This is a genomic window from Chimaeribacter arupi (assembly GCF_002858805.1).
In the GTDB taxonomy this organism is placed as follows: domain Bacteria; phylum Pseudomonadota; class Gammaproteobacteria; order Enterobacterales; family Enterobacteriaceae; genus Chimaeribacter; species Chimaeribacter arupi.
Map to the genome: position 1 here is coordinate 68,776 of NZ_PJZI01000011.1, position 13,031 is coordinate 81,806.

Here is a 13,031-nt window from a genome sequence, read left to right on the forward strand (position 1 = left end):
GGGCCGTTAACAAAATCACTATACCGCCATTGCTGGTAAGGAAGACGTGACGATGAAATGCTCTTTTGTCAGGCTCATATCGCTCGCTGCTGTTTTTTGCCCCGTATCAACCTCGTTTGCCGACGATCTGGATCTTTACTCCATCCATACTGCCTCCTTTGTGTATCACGCCTTTGCCCCCAAAGATCGTTATGAGCAATTTTTCAAAAATGAGCTGTTCGCCGTCGAACGGCGCATGGACAGCACCTCAGACTACAGCCTCTACGCCGGCACCATGATCAACAGTGAAGGTGACCGCTGCGTTTTGCTCGGGGTCGATAAAAAGTGGGCGGAATACAATAACTGGACGGTTGAGGGAATTTACCTGTATGCCGGGGAGTTCTTCTTTAAATCCTTCTCACACTGCGGCGATTCCGGTGCCTATCACGATATACAAAAGGTCACGGGCGTCGGCTTTGCCCCCTACATTTATCACGGGGTTAAATACAACGTTAACCGTTATGTCGGCCTGCGGGCCGGGTTTATCCTGCCGGTGATTACCGTGCTGAGCGTACAGATTAATTTCTAAGGCAGAAAGGGGCAGGGCAGCGCCCCGCTTTTCCGCTGACGGTGCAGTCACAGGCCATCATGCCGCGGTGGCTGAGGCCACGCAGCCCTAAAAAATCTCATAAAGAGAATATGGCCGTTTGTGATGTACCAAAAATAGCGCCTGGTTACCCGCTTGCTATCATCAGGTTGTCTTATATAAGCAGGGGGTTTTATGACTGGAAACGGCTTTTTAACGGTACTTTCATGGGTGGCACTTCTTTTCACGGTATTTTATTTGATTCGCGCGGCAGTGCGTGCCAATCAACATATGGAATTACTGAAACAGATGGTGGAAAACCAGGAGACGCTTATTTTCATGCTCTCCAAAACACCCAATGTTTACCCTTTCACCACGGCATCGGTGGCGAAGAAAAGGGGCGAGACGCTTAAGGACGAGAAATAACGCTGTACAGCGAACCGCTATTAACCCGCTCCGGCGGGTTTTTTATCGCCGCAACGCGGCCTGGGCCGGCCATTTAAGGGTGTGCGGGGCGGTGTATCACCAGAATAATTCATGTGTTTTCGGGATGATGCCGCTATTTTTTATAATAAGAAAACTCAACGAGACTGCCTATAAAATATCAAGGATAAATACGGTGAAATAATGAGGTTTTTTATATTGCTGAGTTTATTGGCGTTGCTACGCTATCAATGCGTTCGCGATATTATCAGGAGGTCTTATGACAAGTTTCTTAGTAACGGCAATCATCTCCTGGCTTATCTCCTCAGCGGTTATTTATCAGGTCGTTAAAGGGGTAGCCGGTGAAAGCGGTACAGCATTCTGGATAACGACGCTTATTTCCTGGGGGTTTGGGGCCTTTATTCTTTTCAATGCCGTTCTATGATCCCTGTCGGGCGGAAACATGAATAAAGGGTAATGTGATTCAGGCTGAAAACATCAAATGGAATAACCTATCAGGAGGGCTTCTGTTTCCCCGTGTTGCCGGCGCTGCGTTGGCGGCGTAACAAGCGGCCTGCCTCTCAGTCTGCAAAGCCGCCCATCCCTGTTTTTCTTGTCAGAACAAGGCGCTGGCATCACATAATAAATCTCAATGAGAATCTTTCTCTTTTATTTTTGCGTTTTTTCACATCCGCTTCCATGCTTGTTGTGCAACATTCAATCAACGCAACGAGAGGAGGTTGGTATGTTTCACCATTCATCGAAGCTGCAATATCCGGTACGCGTAGAAAAGCCCGATCCTGAGTTTGCCATGCTGCTGCAACAGGCTATTGGCGGGGTGGAGGGGGAAATCCGCGTGGCGATGCAGTATTTCTTCCAGGCGATGGGTGCCCGTGGCGACGCCAGAATCAAAGATTTATTGATTTCGACAGCAACCGAGGAGTTAGCCCACATTGAAATGCTTGGCTACGCTGTCGCATTAAATCTTGAAGGCGCGCCGCTCTCTTATCAGGAAGCCTCAGCACAGGACCCGGTGGTTAACGCCATTCTGGGTGGCATGAACCCGCGCCATATCCTTTCTTCCGGGCTGTCAGCCATGCCGGTTAACGCCAATGGCGTTCCTTTTGATATGAGCCATATCTATGCGTCAGGCAACGTGGCGGCTGACATGCTGGCCAACGTCACCGCTGAGGCCACCGGGCGGGTACTGGCGACCCGGCTGTATAACATGACGGAAGATAAAGGGATGAAGGATTTCCTCTCGTTCCTGATTGCCCGTGACACCATGCACCAGCAGCAGTGGCTGGCGGTGATTGAGGATATGGGCGGCATTGGCGCGTCATTGCCGATCCCGAACAGTTTCCCGCAGGAAGGGGAGGCCACCGAGCACTCTTACTACTGCCTGAATACCTCGCTGGACAAACCGCTGCCGGAAGGCCGTTGGAGCCAGGGGCCGTCTTACGATGGGCGTGGCCAGTTCACGGCCAAACAGGAACCGGAACTGCTGGGCGACGAGCCGCTGCTGGGCAATGCCCGGCCGGGTTCCGGCGCACAACAGGAGCAGATGAGCACCACCGGCCTGCCGCCGGACCAGCCGGTATAAGGCGGCGGTGTGCCGCTCCCGCCTCAGGCCGCGCGATAGCGTGGCCTTTTTTATTTCCGGCGTTTTGCCATAAAAAAAACCGGCGCGAAGACCGGTCAGGTGGTTGCTATCATCATTTTATAATTAGACGAGGCGCCGTAGCGCTGCGGCAGAATAGGCACTGTGCATGACAGCCTGATGACAAGCTGCAAAAAAGTGCGCATCACGTCTGGGCGGTGGGCTGTTTACGTCTTGTTGCATTCTTATTCTACCCGGCGCAGGGCGCGCCGGCCGCGGCATACCGGGCGCTGAACCGGGCAGGGGCCGCGCTTTTTTGCCGTGCTTCCGGTACAAAGGGGAAAATTAACTATACTTATCACCTGTATACACTTCATTTGCGTATCACACACCGGAGGATAACGATGACGATTCATAAGAAAGGTCAGGCACACTGGGAAGGCGATATCAAACAGGGTAAGGGGCACATCTCCACGGAGAGCGGGGCGCTGAATCAGCAACCCTACGGCTTCAATACCCGTTTTGAAGGAAAAGCCGGGACCAATCCGGAAGAGCTGATCGGCGCAGCACACGCGGCCTGTTTCTCAATGGCGCTGTCACTGATGCTGGGGGAAGAGGGGTATACGCCAGAGAGCATTGATACCACCGCAGACGTCTCCCTGGACAAAGTGGGCGGCGGCTATGCGATTACCAAAGTGGCGCTCAACAGCAACGTGACGCTGCCGGGGATTGAAAAAGAGACATTCGATAAAATCATCAACAAAGCCAAAGCGGGCTGCCCGGTTTCCCAGTTAATCAGCGCCGAGATTACGCTGGATTACCAACTGCAAAACTGAGTGGCGTGAACCCCGCCCGCCGGGCGGGGTGTTCAGCCGGCCCTATTCACGCCTTTCCCCGCGTTACCACGACGCCGTTAACTTATCGACAACCACCCGCCCCTGGGCATCATGCTGGGTAATCCGGCAATCTGCCGGGTAAGAGCGGCGCGTATTCAGCTTATCAAACACAGACACTTTCCCTTTCACAACGCCATGCCGATCGGTTATCTGGTAGACCCGGATCTCTTCCTGGCCCTGGTTCGCCAGCCGGACATAATCAATTTGTTCAAGGGTATCGCTATCGGTTAATTGCAGGTGATCTCTTAACATTTTTATTACCTCTTGTTAGGTAGGGGGGGAGTATATGCCTGATATTTATGGTTTCAATCGAATATTTGATTTGATCAATCCGGCAGGCAGGCGTAAAGGCTTGGAAAGATAAAACTTGAAATTCAATGGGTTAAGAGTAAAGACTTAAAAAGCACCGGGCGGGGAAGGCGGGCATAAAAAAACCGCCGGAGGGCGGTTTTGGAAAGGTTATGCTTAGCTGGAAGCCAGTTTTTGCAGCAGGGTAAGTTGGGTGACGGCCTCATCCATGGCATCCATCCCTCCTGCCAGCGCTTTCAGCTGCCCCAGGTTAGCGGCAATGTCATTGCGTTCACGGCCGGTATCGGCACTCATGGCGGCAATCCGGTCGGCGGCGGAAATGCTCTGGTCCGCCATCCCCTGGGTGGTTTCCACCGTGGTGGTGGCCACGGAACGGATATGGGAGATGGTCACCACCGCCTCATTGATATGCTTGCGGGTGGCATCAGCCTGCTCTTTGGCAGACTGCGCCAGCCGCCGCACCTCGCCCGCCACTACCGCAAAGCCGCGTCCGGCCTCACCGGCACGGGCTGCCTCGACGGCCGCGTTCAGTGCCAACAGGTTGGTCTGGAACGCAATGGTACTGATGCCGCCGGTGATGGTGGTGATCCCGGCTGAGATCTGCTCGAGAGAGTCCAGCCCGCTCTCCAGCCGGCCTTGCGCCTCGCGGCTTGCAATTGCCGCATCACTGATGGCGCGGATGCTGCTTTCTGCCAGCGACAGTGTCTCGCTCTGGCTGACGGTGGCCTGCTCCAGTTGCGGCAGCGTGGTCATCAGCGGGGCCAGCCCATGCTGGTACTCCACCACCCGGCCAATCACTTTTGACTGGATCCCATGCAGCGCCTCCCAGCGGCGCAAGGCGCGCTGGGTATAGTGCGCCGCAAAGTTGGCGTACTCAATCGGGAAACGGGTCATGGCGTTGACCTGGTGATCGAAGAACACCAGCGCCGAGAGCGTCTGGTTGATCGGCACCCCGAGGATCTCACCAAAGCTTGAGAACCCGGCCGCCGGCACCCCCTCAAAGAAGCGTGCGCCGGGCAGCTCCGCGGTGTTGCCGACCCGCCGCAGGATGCAGTCATTCAGCAGCATGGCGGAAGGTTTGCCGTGCTGGGTGACAAACGCCTGCCAGTCGCGCCGGGTGGTGCCTTTGAAATCCGTGGCCTTGAGCAGGTAGAGCCGGTCACCAAATTCCAGATCGCAGAAAAAGGTGAGATGGTCCGGCTGGAAGGTGGCAACTGAACGGATGAAGTATTCATTGTCGACCTTCACCGCAAAGGTCAGCCCGGTAAGCCGTTCGCTGACCTGGTGCGGCGCACAGCGCAGGTAGTTCGCCAATGCCTCAAGGATCGGTTGCGGGCGGCCGTTGGCATCAAACACCGACGTCAGGGTGCGGGCTACCGGGTCCGCCTGGGCCACCAGCCAGCTTTGCGCGGTCGGCTCAAAGTTCTGGCTTTTGAACGGCGCAAAGGATTTCCCCTCGGCCATCTCGCAGAACACAATCACCGCTTTGCCCTGCAACACCGCGTCACCGGTGCCGATATAGGTGCCGTCAAACTCCAGCGAGCCACCGGCCGAACCGCCGATCGCCAGGCACGGGAAACGGCCGGACGCGTACCAGGCCTGCATCAGGAAGCCTTCCGAAGCGGAGAGGCCGTCGCAATACACCATCGCGAACGTCCGGTCAGCCGAGAGCGGCATACTGACGCGCAACCGATCCAGCTCGCCACGGATGGCCGCGACCCGTTGCTGGGCAGACATCCCGGCACGCACCTGTAAATCCACCACATGCACTTCATGGCGGGTAATCAGGCTTTGCGGCAGCCAGAGCCAGCTGCCCTGGCGGCTGTTCTGGTCACAATAGGTGGAGCCTTGCGCCTGGTTGCCGAGCGCCCCGTAAGAGGAGAGGGCCAGCACAGTGCGGTTGGCGGAGGCCAGGCGTTGCCAGGCCGCATTGACGCGGTGGAAATCCGCGCCGGGTGGCGTAAATGCCATTAACAGGCCGCCTTTATTCGGCAGGCCCAACGCACTGAGTGAGGCGGGTAACGCGCCGCAATCAAAAACACCGCTGGCCGGCCGGCTGCGCCCGAAGGGCAGCATTGAGCCAAAAAAATCAGAGCGGGTGCGGGGTGTCGGCATAATGCCCATGGTGTTACCTATTTTTAGTAAAGCGCAAAAAAAGAGAGCAAATCCTTACCGAATACAGTGTCTGTCTCTCGGGATACCCGTAAAGCCGGCGGCGCCTTGCGGACACAAACGCATCCTTTCTTCGCCGGCAATACGTACTCGTCATGGCGTCATCCTTACAGGTGACAACAGGGGTATCGGCGAAATAGTTCAGTAACGTGAGTAAAATCTGCGTCGGCAGGCGATTTATTTTCGTATGTTAAGTGTTTGTTTAGAAAGCTTTGCACGCTGGCAGGGGAATTTGGATTAAGGGCCAAAAGCGGAGGAATATTTCAGCAGGCTCGCCACGTTTTTCAGGCGAAAAAAAGCCCACAACGGAGAGCGGGCGTAGGGATAGTACCGATCATTACTGTGGATCTGCGCCCACCCCATTGATAGTAGTCAGCTTACCCTGAGATTGGAACTGGTAGAAATCTCAAAAAAAAGCCCGCCACCAGGGCGGGCCGGAACGTTATCCGCTACAAGAGGCTCCTATAGCGTGATTATCAAAAGGGGGTAATAATCACTGCGAAATAATAACGCATGTCATTTTTAAATCAATAACCTTTTGAAAATAAAAGTCTTTTAGGAAAATTCCGGCTTTTTTTTGCCCTTTCCGGCCAAAAATCGGCTGACCGGGCAGAAATAAAAGTAAAAACCCGCTCATCGGCGGGTTATTGTTTTTATAGTACTGCTTTTTTTAAAACCTGGTGTGGTGCAGACATCGCGTGTTCTGGTTGTCTGGCACTACAATCGCATATTGCCCGGTGGGGCGTAAATCGGTTCACGCTATTGATTTAATAGGCTGAGTGAATCAGCGCCCCGCAGGGCGAAAAACAGCCGTAACAAAAACGGCACCCATAGGGTGCCGTCATTGTGCTGTTTTTGGGGCTTAGCGGCCAAAAAGGTCACGTTTACGCGGCCGGAAGAACTGGGCCAGCAGCACCAGCAGCGCGACCAGCAGGTAGCCCGCCGAAATGACCACCAGCCATTGCGGCATACCGAGTGACAAAAATTCCCACTGTTTCTCCGCGCAGTCGCCGGTGGCGACAAACATGCCCGGCACCCATTTGTCCAGCGGCAGCCAGCTGGGGAAGCGGGCGGCAAAATCACAGGTGGTGAACGGGGAAGGGTGCAGCTGGATCATCGTATGCTCCCAGGAGAGGCGCAGCCCTTCCCAGGCGCTGTAAATCCAGCCGAGCAGCGCCACATAACGCAACGGCGTGGCCGGGGCCAGCGCACCCACCACCCCGGCGAAGAAAACCCCCAGCAGGGCGCAGCGCTCATAAATGCACATGACGCAGGGTTTCAGCAGCATCACATGCTGAAAATAGAGCGCGGCCAGCTCCAGGGCCAACGCCGTCAGTGCCAGCAGTAACCAGGCACCGCGCCCGCGTGAGCATTGGTTAAGAAATTGCAACATATCGAGTTTATCCCTGCAGTAAATGCCTGAGCGGCAGTGTAAACCAATTCAGCGGCGCTGCCAGCTACCGCAAAGCAAATATGCGTAAAAAGCGGGGGGACATAGCCGTGCGGGAGGGGCAGGAGGGCGCGCCACGGAAAGCGGGGCTGGCCGCACAAAATCGGGCAATGGCTGCGCAGGTTACCTGAATGTTAGCTTTTGGTGCTATAACCTGCTAAAGACGTCTGGTATGATGAGCTGAATTTTATGGCTTACATTCGTCGCTACGGAACGTTAAACACATGGTTATTAAGGCGCAAAGTCCTGCCGGTTTCGCGGAAGAGTACATTATCGAAAGTATCTGGAATAATCGCTTCCCCCCTGGCTCTATTTTGCCCGCGGAGCGTGAGTTATCAGAGTTGATCGGGGTGACCCGCACCACGCTGCGTGAAGTTCTGCAACGCCTGGCCCGTGATGGCTGGCTGACCATTCAGCACGGCAAACCGACCAGGGTCAATAATTTCTGGGAAACCTCCGGGCTGAACATCCTTGAGACGCTGGCACGGCTGGATCATGACAGCGTGCCGCAACTGATTGATAACCTGCTGGCGGTGCGCACCAATATCGCCTCGATCTTTATCCGCACCGCCGTGCGCCAGCACCCGGAAAAGACGCTGGAGATCCTGGCGCAGGCCGGTCACGTTGATGACCACGCTGACGCCTTCAGCGAGCTGGATTACGGCATCTTCCGCGGGCTGGCTTTTGCCTCCGGCAACCCGATTTACGGCCTGATCCTGAACGGGCTGCGCGGGCTGTATATGCGGGTCGGCCGTTACTACTTCTCCAACCCGGATGCGCGCAAACTGGCGCTGGCGTTTTATGCCCGGCTGGCCGAGCTGAGCCAGGACAAACTCTACGATCAGGTGATGGAGTGTGTGCGTAACTACGGCAAAGAGAGCGGGGCGATCTGGCACAGTATGCAGGGCACCATGCCAAGCACGCTGACCACCGAAACCCGCCGCTGAGCCGCCAGGCAAACAGCGCAGCAAAAAGGCACCCCCAGGGTGCCTTTTTTTATGCCGCGCGCAGCCGGCTCACAGCGGTGTGGTGCGTGCCGGGCAGCGCTCCAGCAATTCGATGCTGCCGTCTTCGCTTTTCTGCTCCATATAGACATCAAAGCCCCACAGGCGATGGATATGTTTCATCACCTCGCGGCGGCTCTTGTCCAGCGGCGCGCGCTCATGCGGGATGTAACGCAGCGTCAGCGAGCGGTCACCGCGCAGGTCAACGTTCCAGACCTGGATGTTCGGCTCGTGGTTGCTGAGGTTGTACTGCGCCGACAGCTCCTGGCGGATGGCGCGGTAGCCCTCTTCGTTGTGGATCGCCGAGATCTCCAGGAAGTTGTTGTGGTCATCATCCAGCACGGTGAACAGGCGGAAATCACGCATCACTTTTGGCGACAGGAACTGGCTGATAAAGCTCTCGTCCTTGAAGTCACGCATCGCAAAATGCAGCGTGTCGAGCCAGTCAGACCCGGCGATGTCCGGGAACCAGTAGCGGTCTTCCTCGGTGGGGTTCTGGCAGATCCGCTTGATGTCCTGGAACATCGCGAAGCCCAGTGCATAAGGGTTGATGCCGCTGTAATAAGGGCTGTTGTAGGGCGGCTGGTAGACCACGTTGGTGTGGCTGTGCAGGAACTCCAGCATAAAGCGCTCCGTCACCAGCCCCTCGTCATACATGTGGTTAAGGATGGTGTAGTGCCAGAAAGTCGCCCAGCCTTCGTTCATCACCTGTGTCTGTTTCTGCGGGTAGAAATACTGGCTGATTTTACGCACGATGCGCAGCACCTCACGCTGCCACGGCTCCAGCAGCGGCGCATTCTTCTCCATAAAGTAGAGTAAATTCTCCTGCGGCTCGGCCGGGAAGCGGCGCGCCACTTCCGGCACTTCCTCACGCTCACGGCGCGGCAGGGTTTTCCACAGTGAATTCACCTGGCTTTGCAGGTACTCCTCACGGCTTTTCTGCCGGGCACGCTCCTCCTGCAGGGAGACTTTCTGCGGCCGTTTGTAGCGGTCAACGCCGTAGTTCATCAGCGCGTGGCAGGAGTCGAGCAGCTTCTCCACCTCCACCGCGCCGTAACGCTCCTCGCACTCACTGATGTAGTGGCGGGCAAACAGCAGGTAATCAACAATGGAACCGGCATCGGTCCAGCTGCGGAACAGGTAGTTGTTCTTGAAGAAGGAGTTGTGGCCGTAGCAGGCGTGGGCCATCACCAGCGCCTGCATGGTCATGGTGTTCTCTTCCATCAGGTAAGCGATGCACGGATCGGAGTTAATCACGATCTCATACGCCAGCCCCTGCTGGCCATGTTTGTAGCGCTGTTCTGTCTCGATGAATTTTTTGCCGAACGACCAGTGGGTATAGTTGATCGGCATCCCGATGCTGGAGTAGGCGTCCATCATCTGCTCAGAGGTAATCACCTCAATCTGATGCGGGTAGGTATCCAGCCGGTAATGTTTGGCTACCCGGTCAATCTGCTCGAGATAAGTCTGGAGCAGTTCAAACGTCCAGTCCGGGCCATCACTCAGGCGTTCCTGCTTAATCTGCTCTTGCGTCATAGTCATCAGCGCACCCTCATTGTTGTCAGGCCTGATCGTTCCGGCCTCCTATCAATCGTAGCTCAAACTTTATGCATCGGGCAGGCCGCCTGCCGCTAAACCGGCGCGCCGGGGCGTGATTGCCGTGCAAAAGCAGCCATTTAGTGCGGCAGCAGCGGCGGCACCCACGGCGCGGCAGCCCGCACCCGGACGGGCCAGAGCCTATCCTACGCCCTCTGCCGGCGGGGTGCCCAGCCTCTTTGCTGCGAAGTGTGAGGGATTAACGGATAAGCACAGGATTTTCGTCTGCGATAAACGGCCTGTTCAGGCACGATATGTGGCGAAAGAGGGGGCGGCGCATGGCGATCTGTTTGTCGACAGCAATGCTGTCATTGCTGTCAAAATGCGGGCTTTTTTCTGCCTGAATGGGCAGTTCACGGGATCTTATCGCTATTTCGTTACGCCTATTGAAAAAAACCGGGGGATAAAGGATAAATATTTGTGAAAATTATCACGACTATTGCGGATATTGTTGGACGGTCATTTCTGTTGGGTTAATTTAACGTTAACAGAAGATTGTGCTTTTAATACCTTGAGGTGGAGTCGCTATGCGGGTTTTGGTATTGGGAAGTGGCGTAGTGGGCGTGGCCAGCGCCTGGTATCTGGCGAAAGCAGGGCATGACGTCACGGTGGTGGATCGCCAGCCCGGCCCGGCAGAAGAGACCAGCGCCGGTAACGCAGGCCAGATCTCCCCCGGTTATGCCGCACCCTGGGCTGCCCCCGGCGTGCCGCTCAAGGCCGTCAAATGGATGTTCCAGCGCCACGCGCCGCTGGCCATCCGCCTGGACGGCAGCAGCTTCCAGCTGCGCTGGATGTGGCAGATGCTGCGTAACTGTGACATGCGCCACTACCAGACCAACAAAGGGCGCATGGTGCGCCTGTCCGAATACAGCCGCGACTGCCTCAAAGCCCTGCGCCGTGACACCGGCATCCGCTACGAGGGGCGGCAGGGCGGCACGCTGCAACTGTTCCGCACCGCCCAGCAGTATGAGAACGCCGCCAAAGATATCGCGGTATTGCAGGACGCCGGGGTGCCGTACCAGTTGCTGGAATCCGCCCAGCTTGCCGGCGTGGAACCGGCGCTGGCCGGGGTGGCGCACAAGCTGACCGGCGGCCTGCGCCTGCCGAATGACGAAACCGGGGATTGCCAGCTCTTTACCCGCCAGCTGGCGGAGATGGCGAAGCAGGCCGGGGTCACCTTCCTGTTTAACCGCAGTGTGGATCGCCTGCTGGTGGAGGGAAACAGCCTGCGCGGCGTGCAGTGCGGCAATGAAACCCTCACCGCCGACAGCTATGTGGTGGCGTTTGGTTCCTATTCCACGGCGTTGCTGGAAGGGCTGGTGTCTATCCCGGTTTATCCGCTGAAAGGGTACTCGCTGACCATCCCGATCACTGACCCGGCGGGCGCGCCGCACTCCACCGTGCTGGATGAAACTTACAAAATCGCCATTACCCGCTTTGATAACCGCATCCGTGTCGGCGGCATGGCGGAGATTGTCGGCTTCAACACCGGGCTGGCGCAGGCGCGGCGCGACACGCTGGAAATGGTGGTGAAAGACCTCTACCCGCACGGCGGCAACGTGGAGCAGGCCACCTTCTGGACCGGCCTGCGGCCGATGACGCCGGACGGCACGCCCATCGTCGGCAAAACCCCGCTGAAAAACCTCTACCTCAACACCGGCCACGGCACCCTGGGCTGGACGATGGCCTGCGGCTCCGGCCAGTTGCTGGCGGACATCATCTCCGGCGTGACCCCGGCTATCCCGTATGAGGATCTCTCGGTGGCGCGTTACCAGCAGGGCTTTGCGGCCAGCCCGGCCCACGGCCGCCCGCGCATCCACCCGGTCAGCTGAACCGGCACCCTGCCGCGCGTGCCCGCGCGCGGCAATGTACGCCCTTTTATTCATTGAGCAGTGTTAACTGAGAGCTTTGCCATGCCCCGTCCTATCGTTGCCACCGTGCACCTTGATGCCCTGCGCCATAATCTGTCCGCCGTGCGCCGCCACGCCCCGTCCGCCCACCTCTGGGCGGTGGTCAAAGCCAATGCGTATGGCCACGGCCTGCAACGGATGTGGCAGGCGTTTGATCAGGCCGACGGCTATGCGCTGCTCAACTATGAAGAGGCCATCACCCTGCGCGAGGCGGGCTGGCAGGGGCCGATCCTGCTGCTGGAAGGGTTTTTCCATGCCGGGGATCTGGCGCTGCTGGACCGTTACCGGCTCACCACCGCCGTGCACAGCGCCTGGCAGATTGAGGCGCTGGCCGCCGCCCGGCCGGATGCGCCGATCGACGTCTACCTGAAGCTGAACAGCGGCATGAACCGCCTCGGCTTCCCGCCGGAACAGCTCACCGCCGCCTGGCAGCAACTCAGGGCGTTGCCGCAGGTCGGCACGATAACGCTGATGAGCCATTTCGCCGTGGCCGACGGCCCGGAGGGCGTCAACCAGCAGTACGCGGTGATTGAGCGGGTGGGGGCAGAGGTGCCGCTGCCGCGCTGCCTCGCCAATTCAGCCGCCACCCTCTGGCACCCGCACACCCACCACGCGGCCGTGCGGCCGGGCATCATCCTGTATGGGGCGTCACCGAGCGGCGTGGCGCAGGATATCGCCCCGGCCGGGCTGAAAGCGGGCATGAGCCTCACCAGTGAGGTCATCGGCCTCCAGCAGTTACGCGCCGGTGACCGCGTGGGCTATGGCGCGACGTACACTGCCGCCGGCCCGCAACGCATGGGTGTGGTGGCCTGCGGCTACGCGGACGGTTACCCGCGCCATGCCCCGACCGGCACCCCGGTCTGCGTGGGCGGTGTGATGACCCGCACGCTGGGGCGCGTCTCGATGGATATGCTGGCGGTGGATCTCACCCCGTGCCCGCAGGCCGGGATCGGCACGCCGGTCGAGCTGTGGGGCGCGCAATTGCCGGTGGATGAGGTGGCCGCCGCCGCCGGGACATTAGGTTATGAACTGCTGACGGCGGTGACGGCGCGGGTGCCTTTCCGCTACGAAAACTGACGCAGGCACCTGCTGAGGGAGAGGGCGCG

13 protein-coding genes are annotated in these 13,031 nt (G+C 57.9%); 9 read left to right on the top strand and 4 right to left on the bottom strand.

Going from position 1 to position 13,031, the window contains the following annotated elements; all coding sequences use genetic code 11:
* Positions 1-52: 52 nt before the first annotated feature.
* The 5 genes from CYR52_RS08745 to CYR52_RS08760 all read left to right on the top strand — a co-directional run bounded on the left by CYR52_RS08745 (position 53) and on the right by CYR52_RS08760 (position 3,424).
* On the top strand, positions 53-568 hold the full coding sequence (locus CYR52_RS08745) for a hypothetical protein (RefSeq protein WP_072929911.1): 516 nt from the start codon (positions 53-55) through the stop codon (positions 566-568).
* A gap of 192 nt (positions 569-760) precedes the next feature.
* Entirely contained in the window at positions 761-991 is a 231-nt protein-coding gene (locus CYR52_RS08750; protein WP_101828437.1) for a YebO family protein, read from the top strand.
* Between the two features lie 277 nt (positions 992-1,268).
* The gene (locus CYR52_RS22635; RefSeq protein WP_165698441.1) at positions 1,269-1,433 is read left to right on the top strand and encodes a hypothetical protein; all 165 of its coding nucleotides are present in this window, start codon (positions 1,269-1,271) and stop codon (positions 1,431-1,433) included.
* 300 nt (positions 1,434-1,733) lie between these two features.
* A complete protein-coding gene (locus CYR52_RS08755) occupies positions 1,734-2,591 on the top strand; it encodes a manganese catalase family protein (RefSeq protein WP_072929907.1) in 858 nt (285 codons plus the stop codon).
* Positions 2,592-2,992: 401 nt separating this feature from the next.
* Positions 2,993-3,424, top strand: a complete 432-nt coding sequence (locus CYR52_RS08760) for an OsmC family protein (RefSeq protein WP_101828438.1) — start codon at positions 2,993-2,995, stop codon at positions 3,422-3,424.
* Between the two features lie 63 nt (positions 3,425-3,487).
* On the opposite strand, the gene CYR52_RS08765 is transcribed toward CYR52_RS08760, so the two are convergent.
* From CYR52_RS08765 to dsbB, 3 genes are all read right to left on the bottom strand, one after another.
* On the bottom strand, positions 3,488-3,736 hold the full coding sequence (locus CYR52_RS08765) for a hypothetical protein (protein ID WP_072929903.1): 249 nt from the start codon (positions 3,734-3,736) through the stop codon (positions 3,488-3,490).
* Between the two features lie 213 nt (positions 3,737-3,949).
* On the bottom strand, positions 3,950-5,908 hold the full coding sequence (locus CYR52_RS08770) for a methyl-accepting chemotaxis protein (RefSeq protein ID WP_101828451.1): 1,959 nt from the start codon (positions 5,906-5,908) through the stop codon (positions 3,950-3,952).
* 919 nt (positions 5,909-6,827) lie between these two features.
* On the bottom strand, positions 6,828-7,358 hold the full coding sequence (gene dsbB / locus CYR52_RS08775; RefSeq protein ID WP_072929899.1) for a disulfide bond formation protein DsbB: 531 nt from the start codon (positions 7,356-7,358) through the stop codon (positions 6,828-6,830).
* Between the two features lie 281 nt (positions 7,359-7,639).
* On the opposite strand from dsbB, the gene fadR reads away from it, so the two are divergent.
* Complete coding sequence (gene fadR / locus CYR52_RS08780) at positions 7,640-8,362, top strand: fatty acid metabolism transcriptional regulator FadR (RefSeq protein WP_072929897.1); 723 nt, start codon at positions 7,640-7,642, stop codon at positions 8,360-8,362.
* 69 nt (positions 8,363-8,431) lie between these two features.
* Here fadR and CYR52_RS08785 read toward each other — a convergent pair whose 3' ends face one another.
* The gene (locus tag CYR52_RS08785; protein WP_394853970.1) at positions 8,432-9,961 is read right to left on the bottom strand and encodes a SpoVR family protein; all 1,530 of its coding nucleotides are present in this window, start codon (positions 9,959-9,961) and stop codon (positions 8,432-8,434) included.
* 109 nt (positions 9,962-10,070) lie between these two features.
* On the opposite strand from CYR52_RS08785, the gene CYR52_RS22385 reads away from it, so the two are divergent.
* The 3 genes from CYR52_RS22385 to dadX all read left to right on the top strand — a co-directional run bounded on the left by CYR52_RS22385 (position 10,071) and on the right by dadX (position 13,002).
* Complete coding sequence (locus CYR52_RS22385; RefSeq protein WP_146001339.1) at positions 10,071-10,439, top strand: hypothetical protein; 369 nt, start codon at positions 10,071-10,073, stop codon at positions 10,437-10,439.
* Between the two features lie 103 nt (positions 10,440-10,542).
* On the top strand, positions 10,543-11,847 hold the full coding sequence (locus CYR52_RS08790; RefSeq protein ID WP_072929891.1) for a D-amino acid dehydrogenase: 1,305 nt from the start codon (positions 10,543-10,545) through the stop codon (positions 11,845-11,847).
* Between the two features lie 81 nt (positions 11,848-11,928).
* On the top strand, positions 11,929-13,002 hold the full coding sequence (dadX, locus tag CYR52_RS08795) for a catabolic alanine racemase DadX (RefSeq protein WP_101828439.1): 1,074 nt from the start codon (positions 11,929-11,931) through the stop codon (positions 13,000-13,002).
* Positions 13,003-13,031 lie beyond the last annotated feature (29 nt).